19 protein-coding genes and 2 pseudogenes are annotated in these 18,922 nt (G+C 50.0%); 8 read left to right on the top strand and 13 right to left on the bottom strand.

Annotated elements, in window-relative coordinates; all coding sequences use genetic code 11:
- Positions 1–26: 26 nt before the first annotated feature.
- The 3 genes from NQ492_RS04150 to NQ492_RS04140 are packed head-to-tail and all read left to right on the top strand — an operon-like array spanning position 27 to position 2,949.
- Positions 27–1,403 carry a RagB/SusD family nutrient uptake outer membrane protein gene (locus NQ492_RS04150; RefSeq protein ID WP_015548031.1) on the top strand — a complete coding sequence of 459 codons (1,377 nt, stop codon included), beginning with the start codon at positions 27–29 and terminating at the stop codon, positions 1,401–1,403.
- Between the two features lie 13 nt (positions 1,404–1,416).
- Positions 1,417–1,641, top strand: a complete 225-nt coding sequence (locus NQ492_RS04145) for a hypothetical protein (protein ID WP_015548030.1) — start codon at positions 1,417–1,419, stop codon at positions 1,639–1,641.
- A gap of 36 nt (positions 1,642–1,677) precedes the next feature.
- Positions 1,678–2,949 carry a hypothetical protein gene (locus tag NQ492_RS04140; RefSeq protein ID WP_015548029.1) on the top strand — a complete coding sequence of 424 codons (1,272 nt, stop codon included), beginning with the start codon at positions 1,678–1,680 and terminating at the stop codon, positions 2,947–2,949.
- Positions 2,950–3,086: 137 nt separating this feature from the next.
- Here NQ492_RS04140 and NQ492_RS04135 read toward each other — a convergent pair whose 3' ends face one another.
- The 13 genes and pseudogenes from NQ492_RS04135 to NQ492_RS04075 form a co-directional block, all read right to left on the bottom strand.
- A complete protein-coding gene (locus NQ492_RS04135; RefSeq protein WP_083810264.1) occupies positions 3,087–3,611 on the bottom strand; it encodes a thioredoxin family protein in 525 nt (174 codons plus the stop codon).
- A 21-nt stretch (positions 3,612–3,632) separates the two neighbouring features.
- The gene (locus tag NQ492_RS04130) at positions 3,633–3,989 is read right to left on the bottom strand and encodes a thioredoxin family protein (RefSeq protein ID WP_044054609.1); all 357 of its coding nucleotides are present in this window, start codon (positions 3,987–3,989) and stop codon (positions 3,633–3,635) included.
- A 316-nt stretch (positions 3,990–4,305) separates the two neighbouring features.
- A complete protein-coding gene (locus NQ492_RS04125; protein WP_015548028.1) occupies positions 4,306–5,079 on the bottom strand; it encodes a hypothetical protein in 774 nt (257 codons plus the stop codon).
- Between the two features lie 18 nt (positions 5,080–5,097).
- Complete coding sequence (locus tag NQ492_RS04120) at positions 5,098–6,168, bottom strand: relaxase/mobilization nuclease domain-containing protein (RefSeq protein WP_015548027.1); 1,071 nt, start codon at positions 6,166–6,168, stop codon at positions 5,098–5,100.
- On the bottom strand, positions 6,158–6,526 hold the full coding sequence (gene mobC, locus NQ492_RS04115) for a plasmid mobilization relaxosome protein MobC (protein WP_015548026.1): 369 nt from the start codon (positions 6,524–6,526) through the stop codon (positions 6,158–6,160). The genes NQ492_RS04120 and mobC overlap by 11 nt, the downstream gene beginning before the upstream one ends.
- A 103-nt stretch (positions 6,527–6,629) precedes the next feature.
- Positions 6,630–7,652, bottom strand: coding sequence for a toprim domain-containing protein (locus NQ492_RS04110; protein ID WP_044054608.1), 1,023 nt, complete (start codon positions 7,650–7,652; stop codon positions 6,630–6,632).
- A gap of 227 nt (positions 7,653–7,879) precedes the next feature.
- Positions 7,880–9,088: pseudogene (locus tag NQ492_RS04105) on the bottom strand (virulence-associated E family protein).
- The gene (locus NQ492_RS04100; protein WP_009597484.1) at positions 9,078–9,389 is read right to left on the bottom strand and encodes a helix-turn-helix transcriptional regulator; all 312 of its coding nucleotides are present in this window, start codon (positions 9,387–9,389) and stop codon (positions 9,078–9,080) included. The pseudogene NQ492_RS04105 and the gene NQ492_RS04100 overlap by 11 nt, the downstream one beginning before the upstream one ends.
- A gap of 155 nt (positions 9,390–9,544) precedes the next feature.
- Positions 9,545–10,474, bottom strand: coding sequence for a DUF6043 family protein (locus NQ492_RS04095; protein WP_015548024.1), 930 nt, complete (start codon positions 10,472–10,474; stop codon positions 9,545–9,547).
- Between the two features lie 11 nt (positions 10,475–10,485).
- Entirely contained in the window at positions 10,486–11,496 is a 1,011-nt protein-coding gene (locus NQ492_RS04090; RefSeq protein WP_009597477.1) for a type II toxin-antitoxin system HipA family toxin, read from the bottom strand.
- Positions 11,497–11,498: 2 nt separating this feature from the next.
- On the bottom strand, positions 11,499–11,819 hold the full coding sequence (locus tag NQ492_RS04085; protein WP_014775883.1) for a HipA N-terminal domain-containing protein: 321 nt from the start codon (positions 11,817–11,819) through the stop codon (positions 11,499–11,501).
- A complete protein-coding gene (locus NQ492_RS04080; RefSeq protein WP_015548023.1) occupies positions 11,816–12,025 on the bottom strand; it encodes a helix-turn-helix domain-containing protein in 210 nt (69 codons plus the stop codon). Before NQ492_RS04080 ends, NQ492_RS04085 begins: the two co-directional genes overlap by 4 nt.
- 140 nt (positions 12,026–12,165) lie before the next feature.
- Positions 12,166–13,515 (bottom strand): site-specific integrase, encoded by a 1,350-nt coding sequence (locus tag NQ492_RS04075; RefSeq protein WP_044054607.1) that lies wholly within the window; start codon positions 13,513–13,515, stop codon positions 12,166–12,168.
- Positions 13,516–13,974: 459 nt separating this feature from the next.
- Between NQ492_RS04075 and NQ492_RS16330 the strand changes: the two are divergent.
- From NQ492_RS16330 to NQ492_RS04040, 5 genes and pseudogenes are all read left to right on the top strand, one after another.
- Positions 13,975–14,884: pseudogene (locus tag NQ492_RS16330) on the top strand (IS256 family transposase, variant Zn-binding type).
- A gap of 764 nt (positions 14,885–15,648) precedes the next feature.
- Positions 15,649–16,620, top strand: a complete 972-nt coding sequence (locus NQ492_RS04055; protein WP_044054606.1) for a tyrosine-type recombinase/integrase — start codon at positions 15,649–15,651, stop codon at positions 16,618–16,620.
- 409 nt (positions 16,621–17,029) lie between these two features.
- On the top strand, positions 17,030–17,521 hold the full coding sequence (locus tag NQ492_RS04050; RefSeq protein ID WP_022061263.1) for a hypothetical protein: 492 nt from the start codon (positions 17,030–17,032) through the stop codon (positions 17,519–17,521).
- 15 nt (positions 17,522–17,536) lie between these two features.
- Positions 17,537–18,706, top strand: a complete 1,170-nt coding sequence (locus NQ492_RS04045) for an OmpA family protein (RefSeq protein ID WP_015548020.1) — start codon at positions 17,537–17,539, stop codon at positions 18,704–18,706.
- A 46-nt stretch (positions 18,707–18,752) separates the two neighbouring features.
- Positions 18,753–18,890: a hypothetical protein gene (locus tag NQ492_RS04040; RefSeq protein WP_022061261.1), complete on the top strand. Its 138-nt coding sequence runs from the start codon at positions 18,753–18,755 to the stop codon at positions 18,888–18,890.
- Positions 18,891–18,922: the final 32 nt, after the last annotated feature.

Here is an 18,922-nt window from a genome sequence, read left to right as displayed (position 1 = left end):
GAAACGGTAATTTCAAAACAGAGAGTATGAAAAAGACATTCACAGTGATTGCACTCGTGTTATTAGCCGTATCCTGCAACCGCTATTTGGATATAAAACCTTACGGACAGACCATCCCCGAAACAGCCGAGGAATTTTCAGCGTTGCTCCATGCGCATCTCGACGAGATCGATTACGGAGAGGAGGTCGTGATGGGCGACGGATTGGAAATGGCCGATTTGGAGTGTTATGCCGATAACCTGGCTGCTAATCTGACTCAATATCCCGGAGGAAATTATATTTCGCTTTACATAGGAGAGCAACTTTCCGCTAAGCAAACTCTGTATACGAATCTTTATGCGGTGATTCGGGATTGCAACATCATAATCGGTTATCTCGAAGACCGGAGCAGCCGGCTCGGGATGGACGTGCTCGGTACGGCGTATGCCCTTCGCGGTATCTGCTATTATAATTTGCTGCGCAACTTCTGTCAGGCTTGCAATCCGGATAATCCGGGGCCTGGTGTACCGTTGGTTACAGAATTTGATATGGAGGCGAAGCCTACTCGCAGTACTTATAACCAGACCGTCAAACGGATCGAAGAGGATTTGAATAAAGCGATCGAATACGACATTCAGGATGAGATCTACCGCTTCAATTCCGATGTCGCCAAAGGCTATCTGGCCCGGCTCTATTTCTGGACACAGCAGTATCGTTTGGCAGCTCAGTATGCCTCGGAGTTATTGGAAAAATATCCGTTGCTCGATGCGGAACCTTACAAGGCGATGATCGGGGAACAGATGGCCAAGAGTGGCAACATGATCTTCAAGGCACAGATTTATGCTGGATCTTCGGAATCTACAGCGCTGACGAATTCAAAGAATTATTTGAAAAACAGACCTTGTTCCCGCCTGTTTTACGATCTTTTCGCCGAAAAGGAAAGAGATGTGCGTTTCGCGCTGTCGATCGATGCCAAAAGACTGCCGGCTAAGAACCTGCTTTCCTGCCTGCGAAGCGCTGAATTGCAGTTGATTCTGGCTGAGAGTTATTATCATAGCGATGAACCCGAAAAGGCCCTTGCTGCTTTGAACGAACTGCGACGAAAGCGTATTGCCGATGTCTCGGACTACACGATGCAGACTCTGCCTCCGGTCGATCACGACGATTTGATTCAGGTCGATGCCAAGGGAAATGCGCTGACTCCGCTGCTGTATGCTATCCATTGCGAACGCCGCAAGGAACTTTTCCTTGAAGGAGATCGCTGGTACGAACTCAAACGTAACGGATGTCCGGAGTTCTGGGTCGCCAAGCAGGGACTGAAATACACGACTTATTCCTGGATGTATACTTTCCCGCTTTACGCTCCCGATATTCAATTGGTCGAGGGGTTGGAGCAAAATCCGGGGTACGATAAAATGGAATAAAAGAATCAGGATTATGAACAATACGATGAAAAGACGAATGATTGCGTTTGTCGCAGCGATTGCGGCTGTTGTGTCGCTGAGTGGCTGTGATGACAACTATGATGAGACGCCGCCTTTGGCTAAGGATTATTTGACGAAATACATTATGCCCGACGGTGTATTTCTCGGGAATGAGGATTGGGCGCAGATCGCAAGCGAAGAAGATGAATATGAAGCCTTTCTGGAAGGTTCGAAATAACTGTTGAACAAACCTTTATTAATTAAAACTTTGGTTATGAGAAAATTTTTATTTGCATTGCTCGCGGCGCCGCTGTTATTCGGCGCTTGTTCGGATGACAACGATGAATCGACGCCTACGCTTTCTTTTGCGAAGCCGGTGCTCGCGCTTTCGACAGGTTCTGTAACACTGGATCTGCAAGTCAGCGGTGTAGATTTATCATCGCTTGCGTCGCCCGTCACCGTTCCCGTTGCTTTCTCGGGTACGGCTGTCAAGGGTTCCGAGTATTCCGTATCGGCCGAACAATTCATATTGGGAGGTAACAATCAGTCGCTTTCGATTACGGTAACGGCTTTGGACAACTACGACGAAGCCAAGGAAATCGTCGCGACGTTGGGCTCGGTGGCTGACTTTATCCCCGGGAAAAATGCCACGGCGAAGATCAGTCTGGGAGTGAAAGGTAAAATTATGTATTCCTTCTCTGTCAAATCCATGACCATGGGTGAGACCGGTTCCGTTCAGTTGGATCTTTATACGGCTACGGGGGCAAAATATACTGCGGAGCAGGATATCGTCATTCCCATTGAGATCGCCGAAGGTTCGACGGCTGTCGAGAATACCAATTTTACGTTCGAGGGGGCTAAACAACTGGTTGTCGCTCAGGGTAAAAGTTCAGGTGCCATTACCCTTAAAGCCGGCACGCTGGAAACCGGAAAAGACAAGGTCGTTCTGAAAACCGGACTGGAGAACAACAAAGGATTCGTCCGGGGACAGTATAACGAGATTACCGTAACGATTTTCGGATCGTATTTCAGCAAACTGGAAGGTACATGGAAAATGAGTGCCGAAGGTAATTATGATCCTATGGAGTATGCCAATCTGAATGGAAGCAGTTCTGAATACGACAAACCTACGTTCGACGCCGATATGGCTGCTTTACCCGCATATAATGCAAAGGACCGGTTGATTTTCACGGAAGAGGGTCTTACGACCTCGCTTGAATCGACCTTGAAAAACTTCTTCCGGGAGAATTCGGGTATCTCGAATGGAGGCGAATTTACATTATACAGCATGTCGGGGAAAATTCCGGTTCAATTAATCCTTCTGGATAATGTAAATCGCTATTTTTCTGCAATAGAGCAGAGTCAAGATACAGAAGCTTATATTGGAGTCCGTTTTAAGGATGGAGATGCCAATAAAATGGAGATGTATTTTATTGATTTTGATTCAAAATCATTTTTGATTGATAAATTGTATTACGAAGAAAATAAACCGACCGCTCAATATTATCCTTATATTTCCTTTACATTCGAGCGAGAGACTGAATAAGTCAGCCTTTTTCGTTATAACAAGGGGCTGTCTAATAAGTCCCTGAAATTGAAATCACCCTCGTCAGAGCTTGTTCTGGCGAGGGTGAAATCATTAAACCGGACTTGTTAGATAGTCTCTTGTTATATTTATTTTACTTATGCTTTGTATTGATTTACCAGTGCTCTTAAAGTTTCTTCTCTTATAAGACCGACTGCTTTGGCAACAATTTTATTATTTTTAATAATTAGAGTGGTAGGTAATGTGTTTACACCGTATTTTGTTGCAATATCTTCTCCTGCTTGATCGATGTCAATACGTCCAAAATGACATTCTTTATTTGTATAATCATTTGCAACTTTTTCAAATATTAAGCGATACCTCTTACATGGACCATTCCATGGGGCTGTAAAATACATCACCAATACCCCAGGTCCCTCTGTTGACCAGAATTCAACTTCACCCTCGGTCAGGAGGTTAAATACGGCTACTCGTGTTTGTGCCAAAGGACTCATATTGCGAAATAATTCGAGTAATTGCGAATTTGTCAATGGTATTGACACGTGTTCGATTGTAGTGGTTTCGGCTTCTAAAAATGTTGACTGGTTTGCAAATTTCGGTTCTTCGACCTTGCAAGATACGAGGTATAGAATAATCCCTAACAATAAGACAAGTTTCTTCATAAATTGAGAAAATTAAAACAATTATTTGACTTTATAGCTTTCTATTAATTCGGTTAGAGCTGCTTCAGTCAAGATGCCCAACGCTTGAGCTACGACTTCTCCGTTTTTAATTATAATAGTTGTAGGAACTTTAACAATATTGAATAGTTCTGCCAGTTCTGGAGATTCATCCACATCAACTTCCAAGAAACGACATACACTGGCAGTGTATTTTTCTGATACTTTATGATAAATGGGCTTATACATTTTACATGGTCCACTCCATGTCGCTGTAAAACAGACAGCAACCAGAGAAGTATTCAAATAGCTCTTAAATTCTTCTAAACTGCTTACTAAAACAACCGCACGAGTCTGTACAGTAGTTAATGTGTTATACAACCCAATAATTTGTGCGTCGGTTAACGGAATACATACATGCTCAATGTTGGACTCTGTAGTCGTTAATTGAGAGTCGGCATTTTTCTCTATTTTACAAGAGGAAAAAAATAGAGATTACCATAATAAAAGAAATAATTTTTTTCATAAAGCGTTAATTTTAATAACATTCTAAATGTATGAAAATAAAATGAAAAATACAATAGAATGGAAAAATATTTTTCCTGCCACCCAAAATCGATCCGAATACAAACTTTAACACAGTTTGATTTACGCCCCACCTACTGTTGAAATCGAGATTATTGAATCTGGAATTATTTTAATTTTGTTGTCGCAATATCTCAGCATCGTCGAGTAGTTTTTTCGCTTTCCGCTCCTTAACAGTCGCCTGCTCCAACCGTTCAGCCTGACGCCTTACGGCTTCTTCGTACCACTCGACTTGGTTTCGGACGGTATCGCGCATGGCCGTGTGCTGCTTATCCCTGAATATCGTTTCCAACTCCATTAGCTCCTTTTCCTTGATCTCACCCCGCATTTTCACGTAGCGGTATTTCAGGTCGTTCGCAGCTAACAGCCGATTATTCTCTGAGATTCGGTAAATGAATGCGCCTTGCAGGAAAATACATCCCAGCATGGCGAACATCATCAGAAATGTTTTCGAAGAACTGATGTCGAGCGTATAGGTATGGCGGTGTTCCTGTGCGGGCAGGGCGTCGGGCCTTGTCAATGCTTCGACGGCTTGCCCGACCTGCTCGATCAATGTATGCGTATGCTGGTTATCTTGATTGATTGTTCCCAGTTTACCAGCTAATTGCGCCAGCAGCGTGTTATATCTGTCGGCAAATTCCCGCTCCTGCTCGGTTTTTACTCCGGGCAAGGCCGTATGCCGTTGCAGATGTTCGAGCAGCTGTGCGACCTGCCCCTGCGAGCGTTCCACGGCCTCTATCAGTCGCTCGATCCGTCCAAGCTGGACATTCTCCAAACCTGCGTTTCCTGCGCTGCCTGCCTTGGCGTTTTTGATGGTTTTGACAAGCGTTTCCTTGAAGTCTTCATACATCTCGATCGAGAGGTCGATCTTATTTTCGTTGTTCATGGTTTTCCGGTTTTAAGGTTATATTTTCATTTTGGCTCTTCTTTTCTGTTCTTCGAGCTTGCGGCGGCGTTCCATCGCGGCTATGGCCATCGCTTCGGCCGCTGCATCGAGCAGCGCTGTAATTCGTGCGATATGCTCTTCGGGGCTTTCTCCCGGCTTGCGCTGCAACTGCTCGGCGGACACTCCGACGGGCGAATCGGCCGGCGGCAGCGGAATCCCGCCTGCCTTTCCGAGGTTTACCGACGGCGGTTTTTCGCGCGTGCCGCCGCTACCCATACCGCCGAACAACCCGGCAAATGCCGAACGGTAATTGCCTGCCGCCGCCGAGAGGTTCCCGAAGAGCGTGGCCCGGTGCTGGGTTTGTTGTTGAATATTGTTGAACCGGTTGTCGAGTTTCGTAAAGCTGAAAGTCCTGTCGATCTTCGAGCCGGAGAACTCGAAGCCGTTTTTCGAGAACAAAACCCCTTGTTTGCGGTCGGTATTTCCGCAATACTTGTAGCGGACGCCGATGCCCTGTTCCTTTAATTTGCCTTCCAATTCGTTCCAGTTCTTGCACTTGGGCAGACAGCCTTTGATCGCATCGTAGATTTCGTATCTGGTCTTGTCGGGTTCGCGCAATTGCTCCCGCCGTACGTTGTCCTTTCCCGGTGCGAGATACAATCCGTACTTCTCGGTCAGCTCCCGGCAGACCTTGGCGTTTCGAATCTTGATGTTCTTGTCCGAAATGGTCTGCCCGTTGTTCCCGACCCGGTTGTAGACCAGATGGCAGTGCGGATGGGGCTGGTCGAGATGGCGAACCAAGAGATACTGCGTATCGGTGATGCCCATCTTCTGCATATACTCCTTTGCGATCTGCGTCATCAGGGCGTCGGTCATCCGCGGAGCGTCCTTGGGTGAGAAAGACAGCGAGATATGCCCGACGGTGTTTTTCAGCCGCGGATTCAATAAGGTCTGGTCTTTGAAGTCCTGCACCATATCCTTCACTTCCGGGGGCATGATTCCTTCGGCTTCCAATATCCGGGATTCTTCTTTCATCACGTAGCCTACCGTCCCCGAAAAAGACGATCCCGATATTACCTTACCGACCATCGCATATCTGTTTCAGGAGTTTTTCGATGGCCGTGATGATCGCCGCATGCCGTACCCTGACAGCCGCCAGACCTTTGGCATTGGCCAGCCGGGTCAGCTGGTTCAGATTCCGGGCGACGCCTTTGAGCTGGGCCATGAAATCCAGCTGTTCGCGTGTGATTCGCGCCCTTACCGTTCCTCGGTCGATCAGCTGGCGCAGGACTTCGGCAGGCGGTTGCCCTGCCTCGCGGCAGAGGGCCGAAAAGCGGAGTTTCCGTTCGGGGCTGAGCCGCGTGCTGACGACGTATTTGTGGATGCGGCCGATGCCGACTTTCGGGCGTCCGCCCTGTTTGCTGTATGTTTTTTTCGGTGTTTCCATGATAAGTGGGTTGTAAGCATTTTTTTGTTCAGACCAGCGGGATTTTACGCCGGCCACCGGGTAAGGCGGAGTTTTCGTCTACGAAAACACAACCTTGCCTTCCTTAAATCTTTACCCCTTTCCGACGCGGTGGTTCAATTTCCGCCGTTTCCGCTTTCAGGGCTTGCAGATTATTCCGAAGAGCCTGAACAGCCTTTGTTTCGGGGGCGTTCCTCTGTGTCGAAGGCTTTTGTGTTCGGTCTTTTATGCGGGCGGTTAGATAGTCATTTACGTCCTTGTGCCCGCTGTAAAAACTGCTTTGGTCGATTACCTCGCTGCGGGGACAAAGACGGATCAGATCGGCTGTTGCCTTGCGTCCTGCCTCGTCGTTGTCGAAAAAGGCGTGAATCACCGGATGCCGGGAGATAAACGGAACGGCTTTGGGCAGGTTGACGACCGAGTTCAGAACCGCGGCGTCGATGCGCAGTCGTTCGGGATGTTTCAGCGAAAGATAAGCGAGAAAATCCATAAATCCCTCGAAAGCGATCACCGTGTCGGAACGGTTGTCGAGGGTGGTGATATGTTTGGGCGAGGAGCCGCCTTTGAACCGCTCGGAGCGGAGCTCCCACCCTCCGGCATCGTTGCGGAACCCGACGGCGAAAAAGGCGCGGCCGTTTACCTCGTAGCGGACTTCGCGGCAGAATGCCGCGGCGACAGACGGGACGATGCCGCGCGAGGCGAGATAACCGACCAATGCCGGATGACGGAGCGGGTCATCGGAAAGGATGCGGAGTGCGGGGACGGCGGCTAGACGCACGACCGGCGAGGGCCCTCCGACAGCTGGACGCTCGCCAACACTCGGTGAAAGAGAAGCGGAACCGGCGTCCCTTTTTTCACCGTTTTGCAGCCGTCGGACAGCTTCACGGCTGTCGCACCGCTCCAACCGCATCACGAGGGTGAGCAATGTGCCGCCTTCGCCCAGTCCGAAGTCGTACCAAAGATTTCGCACGTAGTCCACTTTGAAACTCGGCGTGCGTTCTTCCCGCAAGGGTGAAAGATACATGCCGTAACCGTTTCGTTCGTATTTGGGCAGAATGCCCCGCCGGGCGAGGAATTGCCTGATGCTGATATTTTTCAGATCATTCATAATTTTTGTTTTTTGAAGTTTGCCGATATTGCCTTACTACTTACTACATTTGCGTAATCGTTTGATAAATAATTCGCTATGTGTAGTAACCAAGTTTATGTCACCTTACTACCGTAGTAATTGACGTAGTGGCGTAGTAAGATGTCGTAAGGTGTGTATTTTGTATTCTGCTACATGGCAGCCTATTCTTTTTCAATGTTTTATCGCAGTGTGTAGTAGCGTAGTAACTACAATCCGTAAGAGACGAAAGGGTTGGGTGAGATTTTTTCAATGACCCAGCCGTAGACGGGATTTCCGTTGATACGCTTCGAGCGTCATTCGAACCCGGCCTTGCGCAAGGCTTCGCCCATGCGTTTTTCGGAGAGGTTCAGCGACGAATAGCTGCGCAGGTAGTTCAGAATCTCCACGGTGGTCATAAAGCAATCCGTGACGGCATGTTCCGGAGGCTTCTCGAACCCTTTCAGCAGCATTTCGTATTCGATGGTCTGGACATGGAATGCGGCGTTTCCCCGGTGCAGTTCTTCGATTTCGGCTTCGTCGAACCAATAGCGGAATCCGTTGCTCAGGAGTGTTCGGGCTTCGGCATATACCCGATCCATATTGACCCATATCGCCCGGTCGATGTCGATGGATAACACCTCGAAGGGCAGGAAGCGCCGCGAGCCGGTCGGGTCGGTCAGAAAGTCGTTCCCGTTCACCGAGGCCATGAAGCTCGCCAAGTGGGGATACTCTTCGATGTAAACGTCGTAGGGCCGCCGGTATTTGACCGAAGGAGCCGTGATGAGGTTCTTAAGCTCGTTTTCATCCCGTTTGTTGAGCGCCTTCAGCTGGTCGTCGATGTTGATGAAGAGGTATTCGGCGACCAGCGTCAGCATGTCCTTGTTCTGCGGGTCGATCTTTCCCGTGAAAAGATAACTGGCGAGTGAGCGGGGACAGAGGTTGTCGAGCCATGTGGTCTTGAACTTTCCTTGCTCACCGGTCAATACCAGACAGACATGGTTCTGACACCCAACGTCGTTCATCGCATTGGCGACCACACCGACGAGCCATTTGGTCAGGTCCTCCGACCAATGCCGGGCGTTGCGCACAGTGACGGTCGCGGTCAGTTCGTCGATGGCCTGCGTTCCCGTTGCCGGCGGCAGTTTATGAAAATACGCCTGCACGGGATTCACACGCTCGGAAAAGTCGCTTTCGAGCATGCTGCGCAGGTTCTCCGCCGAGGTGGAGATGCCGATGGTGCGGTCGAGCTCCCGCCGGAAGGAGTTAAGCCGGTATTTGGTCACGGGGAGGAACTCGCCGTCGCTGCTGCGGAACTCCGCACGGCTTTTGACTGTGTTGTAGCGGAAGGCGTAATGCTCCCGCAGGAACTCCTCGATACGCTCGTTCCGGGACTGCTTGCCGGGGGCTGCAACGCTGTCTGACACCTTATTTGCCATCTTGTTCGCCGAGAATCCGTTGAATGTCCGAGGTGCGGTAGCGAACCTTGTTCCCGACCTTAACGGCTTTCAGATATCCTTTGCGGTTCCAATGCCAGAGCGTCGCATCGCAAACATCGCATAGCTCTTTGACCTGTTCTTTGGTCAGGTAACGTTCCTTGCGGGCTTCGGCGACTTGTGCAGCCAGCTCTTCTTTGGCGCGGTCGATAAGGCTTTTGGAGAAAGCCAACAGATCCTCGCCGCTTACCTCCAGCCGGATGCTGCCCGGAGCATCCCGGAGGATGGATAATAAATCTTTCATACATTGCTTTCCGCCCGTTGTGAGGCGCAGCCTTCCGGCGGACGGGAAAGCAGCGCCGCCGCCCGGAAATCCGAGCGACGGCGCAAATATAATGTTATGATTGAACGATGTTTAAGCGTTTAATTCGCGGTGTGTTAAGACGAATTTAACGAGCCTTATTGCGATAGAAAATCTTTTATTTCCCGGATGATAAGGGCCTCGCCGCCCCGACTGCTGACGGCCGATCCGATAAGCAGCGGTTCCGTCAGACGGCTGTATGCTTCCTGTATGCCCCGCTCGTGGACGATGCGGATGTCAGAGCCGTATTCTGCTTGCAGGGCATCGCGGAATGGCTTGATATTGATTGGAACCACCAGATAGCGTAATTCATCGAGAGCGATCTTCAGACGTGCGATGTCGGTCTGGGTGTGTTTCCTCGTGAGGTATTCGCCGATCTTTCTTCGCAACTCAGCGGGATGTGTGACAATTGGCGAAAACATTTCCACCAATGATCTGGCTGCGCTCGGCCTGCCGGGCTTCCTCTTTTCACCTGCATCTTCGACAAGAAGAGTGCCCGTTGCCCATTCCAGCACTCGGTCGCTTTCGGCCAGCCGTATCGCTTCGCGGTGGGCATCCCAATCCTGCTTGGTGCGCAGTTCTAATTTGATGGAGCGGGAGATTAGCAGTTTGATCGTGGCACTCATGGTCATTTTCTGCAAGAATCCCAGATCGGGCGAGCGCCGCAGCTCTTCGCAACGCTCCACCATCCGTTCGAAACTCTTGCCGAAGTAGAGCCAGCAAAGCATTGCCGGGAGTGTGGAATCCTTGCCGGGCTGTTCGCACTCCCGGATGATCTTGCCGGCAAGGTCGTGTTGTTGGGCTGCCTGCTCGATTTCATCGACATGCTCGAACAGTCCTTCATTGGCTTTGTCGGACATGAGGCGCCGGTACCGGGGGATAAGGGACATGGCTTGGAATATGACCGACTGGCACCCTGCATAGTCACGGGCGTTCATCGCCTCTTCGAATGCGGCGTATTCTTCGAGGTGGGTGTCCATCCATTCCCGTAACTTTGCTTTGAAAGCCTCGTATTCCTGCTGACCCATAAGTCGTAATGTTATAACCCGATTTTTAGGTAAGAATCCCGCCGTCCGAGATACATATTCCGGTAATTCTCTTTCAATTCATCGGATAAATAGGAGTTGGCGATCAGCGTATCTAAAAGCGGATAAGAGGTGCAGAATTTGTCGAGTTCCCGTCGGATAGTTTTGTCGGGGAGCCCTAATCTTTTGCCGAATTCCCGGAAAGTTGTGCTGTTGGTCATTCCATAAGGCATAGATTCGGCGGCATTGTCTTTCAGCAACCCTTTGTCGAGAGCGAATATCCGGTCGTCTACATGCAGTTTGGTATTTATCAGGTCGTATGCCGGGGACAGACGGAAATCGCCTGATTCGGTTTCGAGTACCGAAAAATTTTTCAGATGGGCGTCGCCGTTGCAAATCAGAAAATTGAATATGATGAGATCGAAAAATTTCAGGGTCTCTACTTTCCATGCAGGCAGGTATCGTCGAATTAACTCTCCGCATTCTTCGTATGTCAAGTACTCATATTTGTAATTCTTACCGCCGTTTTGCGTAGTCAGTCCGGCGAGCGATGCGAAATCTTCTTTTCTGCGCTTTGTGCCGTCGGGTTTGACATCGAACCGTTTGGTGATATAAGCCGGTTCTCCTCCTTTGAAAAAGCAAAGTCCGTTTGCGGCGGTTTCGATTCCGAATACCTGTGACGCGATTTGCATGGTCAGATTCTCATTCGCGGAACTATATATCCGGTTGCGGAAATCGCTTAACTTCGGTTTGAGGATATAGTGGCCTTGTTCGCCTTTTTGAGTTAAAGCCAGTTTACCGTTGCGAACGATCATCGAATATTTGGGTTGTACTCCCGACAGCGAGATTCGCTCCTGATTGTGCAGAAACTCTTCTTGGGCTGCGGAATTGTTGTCGTCATCAATGGGTGTATAATCCAAAAATGGAGACACTTGCCGGCCGTCGAACAGATGTTTTATCGCAATCGGAGAGTAGCTGTCATATCCTTCGGCCAATGTGGACGGGCAAATCGTAATCGGGTTCATTGTTATAGGGGTTTTACGGTTACTGCTCCGGCAACATCCGTTTGCGCTGTTGCCAGCAGAATGCCGAAATGGTCGTTTTCATCGATATGCAGCATGCGGGATTGAACGATGCGGTTGCGGCCCTCGGAAAGCATGTTGCTGAAAAAGGGGAACAGATAGGCTGATCTATACTCCTGTTGTGTTTTGGGTAATGTCAGACTGACGGCTGGCTGCATATCATCAGCATAGTATGTATCATCGTATTTGAAAACATATTCAGTCGGCGATATTTCTGTCAATATGCCGGCTAACTTGCCATTCATGTATACTGCCCCTTGTCTCATGATTCATTCCGCTGTTTGATTCCGATTTGTAGTTCCAGCCCCAGTGTATCGAGTATTTTTTCAAGAACTTCGATCGTGGGATTCCCTTCTCCGCGCTCAATTTTTGTGAGCGTATTGATACCCACACCGGCCAATTCCGCAAGTGTCCGTTGCGTTATTTTCAATATCTTGCGGCGCTCTTTTATTGCATTACCGACTTTGTCCATAAATCCCAATTTGATGTGATTTTAATGCAAATATAGCGCAATTTATGAATAAGTCAAATAAAATCACTGTTTAATGTGATTTATGATTGCGGGCTAATGTTCGTTGCATTCCGACCGCGCTGCGGACGCAATCATCTCCTTTACGATAACAAATTTACTAATTCTTTTTTCATTTCATCGTCGATGGTGCGATAACGTGCGAAAGCCTTGCTGCCTTCCTTATGTCCGCTTAAAGCTCCGACCAGATTGGGATCTTTGACTTGCTTGTACAGGTTTCCGACGAATGTTCGGCGGGCCAGATGCGACGAGGCGATCTCGTAAAGCACCCTCTTTTCTTCTTCGCGAGTAGTGGGGTTTATGACCGTAACCAACCGTTTCAATCCGGCAGCTTTGAAAATCCGCTTGATCGCCAGATTGTATTTCTGCTCGGAGATGAACGGTAGCAGTTTGTCGCCGTCCAGACTTTTATAACGGGATACGATCTCTTTGGCTGTCTGATTCAGCGGAACCCGCACGGTCAGCGGCCGCCCTTCTTTGGTCTTGCGTGGTATGTACTCGATGGCTCCGTCGATCAGATTCGATTTCGTCATTTTCAGCAGATCACCCACCCGGCAGCCGATCAGACATTGAAAAACGAAGATGTCGCGCTGAACGGCCAGTTGCGGATGCCGCATCAGATTCGTGCCGTAAATCTTGTGCAACTCCTCGACCGTGATATAATAAGGCGTTCCGTATGTGCATTCCTCCAACGGGAAATCGTCGAACGGTCGGTTACGGGTCTTTTTGTTGCTGTTGCACCAGTAGAAGAAAGTTCGGATGCGCGAGAAACAATCCAATAACGTATTCTTTCCTCTGGGTTGCGGTGTGCGTGCTTCGGGGATAGCTTCGTAGATTTCCGGGTAAAGAGCGCAGTAGCGGTATTCATTTTCCAAAAAATCCCAAATATTCCGCAAGGTGTCGGCCGTTACTTGATCGATGTCCAATACGAATGCTTTTTGCCCCCTCTTGGTTGTCCGGATATAAAGTTCATACCGCTGTAATCCTCGTTTGATGACCCGGTAATTCTTTTTGCGGACATCGGAAAGACGGTGCTTTTCGAGAAATTCGTCGAACAATGCGATCAATGTCGGTTTGGCCGTTTCTTCCGTGGCCGTTTCGACATTGTACTTTTGCGGATTGTAATATTGTTCCAAAGTCTCTTTCAGCCACTCTTTCTGCGGTTCTGCCGTCTGTCGGGACTGATAGGCTTTTTCGAGGTAGGACTTGAGTTTGCGGGCTTCATCGTTGTAATAGGAACGCATTTCGTCGTCGCAAACGATTTTGCTTTTGACCTGTTCGGCCTTGTCATCCCAAAGATTGGGATTGATGGTGAGCCGGGTCGGTGCGACCATATCTACCTGTCTGCCATCCCGCAGACGTGCGTAAATGGTCGCCTTCGATTCTGTATCATAGCGTTTTACGCTCTTTTTGATGATGAGAGTTATTTTCATAGTACCCAGATTCCGGATTGACAGAGCAAAAATACGAAAAATTCCCCACATTTTCCCCACATCTGCTAAAATATGTTTAATCTGAATTTATCTGGTAAAATGATTGAATATTTATATATTATTGATAATAAATAAAATAAATATAAATTTATTCATTCTTGCCTCTATTTAAGTTTAATAGAATTTAATATATTCAAATGCGGCTCCGGGTACTGAAAACGTCGCTTGGTCAATTGATCAGGCGACGTTTTGCTTTTGCCGGGGTGTGCATGAGGCGTGAAAAATGGACTTATTAGTCAAAACGGGTGCTGAAACGCCTCAAAAACAGGAAAACGCCACGCTATAGGTCAAAACGGGTGCCGATAGCGTGGCATTCTATTTGATTTTCAGTATATTTTGGCATTTGAAAATATAGAAATTGCATTATGAACAAAAAAATGCCCGACATGCAATTCCCCCATTGTAAAGAAGGACGGAAAACGCAAAAGCGTCCAACGATACAAGTGCATGGTTTGTGGACGCCGCTTCAGCGGCGGGCGTGATTTTACAAAAGAAGACATCTGGGAGATGTACCTGCACGGCAAGCAGACAATAGCCCAGATCAGTGAAACTACAGGTCTCAGTGCTTCGACCGTGACACGTCGGCTTGCCTCCATTTCGTTCAGCTGGGAACAGCCTGGATCAAAGGAAGCGGTGTGATACATCTCGACGCCACGTATTTTGGGCGCAATACAGGAGTGCTGCTGGCTCTGGAAAGCGGAAGCGGCAGACTTCTTTACATGAAGCATATCGCCCACGAGCACATCAGTGATTACGAGGACGCTGTGAAACATATAGTAGGATGCGGGTATGCCATTCAGGGGATTGTCATTGATGGTTTTCAAAAGCTGTTTACCGTCCTTTCGGAATACAGAATACAGATGTGCCAGTTCCACATGGTGGCGATAATAAGAAGAAAACTGACCAAGAATCCGCAACTTGAGGCAGGAAAGGAGTTATTGGATCTTGCATACCGTCTAAAAGACATGAATGAAAGTGCATTCGTCAGTGCATTTGAGAAATGGAAGAGGAAATGGCATGACTTCCTGAAAGAAAAGACGGTCAACGAGATTACCGGACGCACGATATATACCCATCAACGGCTCAGATCTGCCATGGTCAGCATATCGACCTACCTTCCTTTTTGTTTACATACGAGAAAGTCAGAGGTATGCCCAACACAAACAATATGATCGAAGGCACATTCACCGACATGAAGAAAGCCTTGCGGAATCATCCGGGAATGATTGAGGAAAACCGCAAGCGGATGATGAACGGGTTTTTCTTGGCATATGCCAAATTGCATAATGAAAAAGGAGACAACCGCTAAGGCCATCTCCTGAATCGCATTATGCATATTGGACGGCTTTATTCCTGGCGGAGGTGCTCCCCAGCAGAGCTCCGTTACGCTTTAAGCCGCAATGCAAAATAACAAAATACAGATGAATCCACCAAAAACGGGTGCCATTTTCAGCACCCGTTTTGACCTATAGAGCGAAAGCGCTCGCATCAAATATGTGTTCAAAAGTTTTGAATGGTCATATCATACTGACAGACACCAGTATTACAACGATTTTAGCACCCGAAATGACCTATACGCCGAAAAATGCCGGATGGCATTGCGGATGGGGACTTTCGTTTTCCTGCCGGCCGCATCCGGTTCGGACGGGAATCCGACTTCGCCGCCCGCCGCTTCGGCGATCGCCCGGCAGACGTGTCGGCTGCATCCATCGCCATTTCCGGGTTTTTCTTGCTCTTCCCGACACGGTATCCGGTTTCCTTTGCGGCTGTTGCGCCGTTGGTGAGCGGCATGTGCCCCGCCATGTCGTCCTTCGGTTCCGGATGGCGGCGATCCCGACTCCGTGAATAACCGTATTCTTGTTCCGCGTCGTGCGCTGTTCCCGTTTTCCTCTGTTTTGTGCGTCATGCTTCCTCTGCAAGCGCATGGCCGGACCCTCCTATGCTCCTTTCGGCTCTCGAAACTGTGCCCGGTGGTCGGGCCTTCCGCCGTTTCTGCGAATCTTTAGGTGACTTCAGGCGGTCTTTGATTTGCGGCTTCCTATCTTGCAACGCAGTTTCACTAAATTTTATTCTATGATGCACTTACCAGATTTAACCGGCATGTCCTGCCTTGCTTACATGGGGCAGGCCGTATTTGCGGGCGCGACCCGCAACAAAACCCTCCCTGATTTTATCTCCTGTTTCGCACGCCACGTCGGGGAGTGCGAACGGACGGGGCGGAACGGTTCGACTGCAAACTACCGGATGGCCTACCGTATGCTCGTCCGGTATGTGGGCGGAGGCAAGCTGCCTCCGGAACAGTTCACCGCCGAATGGCTCGAACATTACGAGCGGTGGCTTCTGGCGCGGGGTCTCGGGACCAATTCCGTCGTATTCCACATGCGCTCCCTGCGGGCCGTTTACAACCGGGCCGTCGAACAGGGGCTTTTCCCCGCTGCGGGCAGCAATCCTTTTCGCCGCAGGCTCATCAAACAGGTGGCGACCCGCAAGCGCGCCCTGCCGCGCGAGACGCTCCGGCGGATCGGCGGTGCCGACCTTTCGGCCTTGCATCCCAAATATGCGCTGGCGCGCGATCTTTTCATGTTCAGTTTCTACACCCGGGGCATGTCGTTCGTCGACATGATCTACCTGCGCAAAAGCGATGTCCGTGACGGAGTGCTGACCTACCGGCGCAAAAAAACAGGCCAGACGCTTTCCCTGCGCGTCGAAGCGCCCCTGCAAAAAATCATCGACCGCTACGACAGCGATTCTCCCTACGTGCTGCCCGTCCTGACCGCCGACGACAGCTACCGCGCCTATCGTCAGCAGCAGCGCGAGCTGAACAAATTCATCCGTAAAATCGGCGAGCTGCTGGGAATCTCCGAGCCGCTGACCTTTTACGTGGCCCGGCACTCGTGGGCGACGCTGGCCCGCGACTGCGGCACGCCGCTGACGGTGATCAGCGCCGGCATGGGGCATACCTCCGAGCGGACGACGCGCGTCTATCTTGCGCAGCTCGACCGCAGCGTCATCGACAAAGCCAATCGGAAAATCATCAATCTGTGAAGATCGGACCGATTCAGGCGATATTCGGATCAAATGGATACAAGGAAAAAACGGTGCGGATGACGGAAACAAGGCCCATTACTGTAAATAATGTGTCTTCGGGACATAAATGATTGCTATTTAAACAATTCCCATCGTCTGCGAAGGTAAGGTTATTTCTGATTATAACCAAATATTTTACATTAAAAAAATGCAAATAATCCGATAATAATCTGATTATTCGTGTTTTGCATATCCATCTCATTTTTCGGACCGGGTTGCGGACATAAAATCCGTTTTTTGGCTCTGCATCGTGTCCAAATATGTCTTTTTTAGCTGACTGTCATTGCTTTATGTAAACAAGACCCATTATTTACAGTAATGGGACTCGGGAGAATGGTGTACCGGTTGTATTAAAACAGATTACAAGTTGACACTCTCTCTTAAGATTTTGTGGGCGGTGAAGATTCTGCTCACATTGCGCAAGGCGGCGGAAGCCGGGGTTCCTCCCATGAAAAGCTCCGAATTGCTGGCGGCTTGCGTGGCTCCGCATGCGGATACCTATATGTATCGCCGCGCCCTGCGGGAGTTGGTTGCCAAGACCGACTTTGTGACCTGCGACATCCAGTCGAGCCGGACCACCTACGAGTGGAATCCCGATGTCCGCCCGAGCCTGTACGATCTGGTCATCCGGCTGGAGGGCGGCATCCACGAGACATCGAATGCTTTCTGGTCGTACGAGAACACCTACACGATGCAGCCTTTGCACAAGGTGAACAAACGGTACGACGCGCTGACGCGCGAATATCTCTCGAGCATCTACGTCGACGAACTCGACTCCCCGGCGCTGTCCGAACGGAGCAGGGCCAAATTGCCCCATATGAATTTACAAACGACAGAACATGCGGAACAACACACTTAATTAATAACCCGAAAAATGAAACGTCTCTACATTATTGCATTGTTCGTTTTCGCGGGCGGATTTGCTTCTGCCCAGGAAAACGGGAACCGGGATGCGCAGAACCGCATCGTACGGGGGCCTTATGAAACCAATCGCTTTTTCGATAATGTTTTCGTCGGAGTGGCCGGAGGTGTGAACCTTTATTTCGGTGAGAACGACTCCGAAGGAAAATTCGGGAAGCGCCTGGCTCCGGCGATGGACATCCATGTCGGCAAATGGTTCACGCCTTCGATCGGTGCGCGCGTCGGCTACGCGGGCTTGCAGGCCAAAGGCTGGACCTCTGCCGGAACGCTCTACGCCAAGAGCGCAGACGGCGGCCTGTTCCGGGAAAAATTCGGCGTGATGTACCTGCACGCCGACGCCATGTGGAACTTCTCGAACGCCGTGAGCGGCTACAAGGAGAGCCGTACGTGGAATTTCGTGCCTTTTGTCGGTGTCGGCTGGGCGCGCTCCTACGGCAACGACGCCCATGACAACGAGATCGGCTTCGATGCCGGCCTGCTGAACGTGGTGCGCCTGTGCAGCTCGCTCGACCTGACGCTCGAAGCCCGCTGCCTGCTCGTCAACCAGCGTTTCGACGGTGTGACCGGCGGCCGCACCGGCGAGGGAATGCTTTCGGTGACGGCCGGCCTGGCTTACAAGTTCAACCGCCGCGGCTTCGTGCGCGCCTCGAACGTGCAGCCGGTGGACGTTACGCCCTATCTCGACCGGATTCGGAATCTTGAGGAGAACAACACCGACCTTGCCTCGAAAAATTCCGTCCTGAACGACGAGAACGAGAAACTGCGCAACGCGCCCGCCAAGGTCGTCGTCGAACAGAAGGTCTCCGCATCGCCCGTGGTGCTCTTCTTCAGGATCGGCAAGGCCACGCTCGACAGCAAGGAGCTGACGAACCTCGAATTCTATGTCAGGAATGCCATGAAGCTCGACAGCGACAAGACCTTCACGCTGATCGGCTCGGCCGACAAGGATACCGGCAACCGGGAGCTGAACCAGCGTCTGAGCGAGCAGCGGATGGAGTATGTCTACGACCTGTTGAAAAACAAGTACGGCGTCGCTCCGGAGCGTCTGGTCAGGAAGGCCGAGGGCGATACGAACAACCGGTTCTCCGAGCCGGAACTGAATCGCGCTGTCATTGTGGAATAATTCAGCCGAATCATATACAAACGTCACATTCAACGAAAAAGAAGCCATGAATAAATTGTTAATGCCTTATGAGGCACCGGAGCTGTTTCTGATCTCCGTCCGCGTCGAAAAGGGGTTTGCTGTAAGCAGCGACATCGAGCCGGGAGAAGGCGGCGGTGAGCTGGGATACGACGAAACCTACTGATGAGATCGGATACCCGAAAACCAACATTCAAA

The sequence above is a fragment of the Alistipes shahii WAL 8301 genome, from assembly GCF_025145845.1.
GTDB classification, from domain to species: Bacteria; Bacteroidota; Bacteroidia; order Bacteroidales; family Rikenellaceae; genus Alistipes; species Alistipes shahii.
The sequence above is the reverse complement of the archived record's forward strand: the minus strand, read 5'-3'. Positions and strand labels throughout refer to the sequence as shown.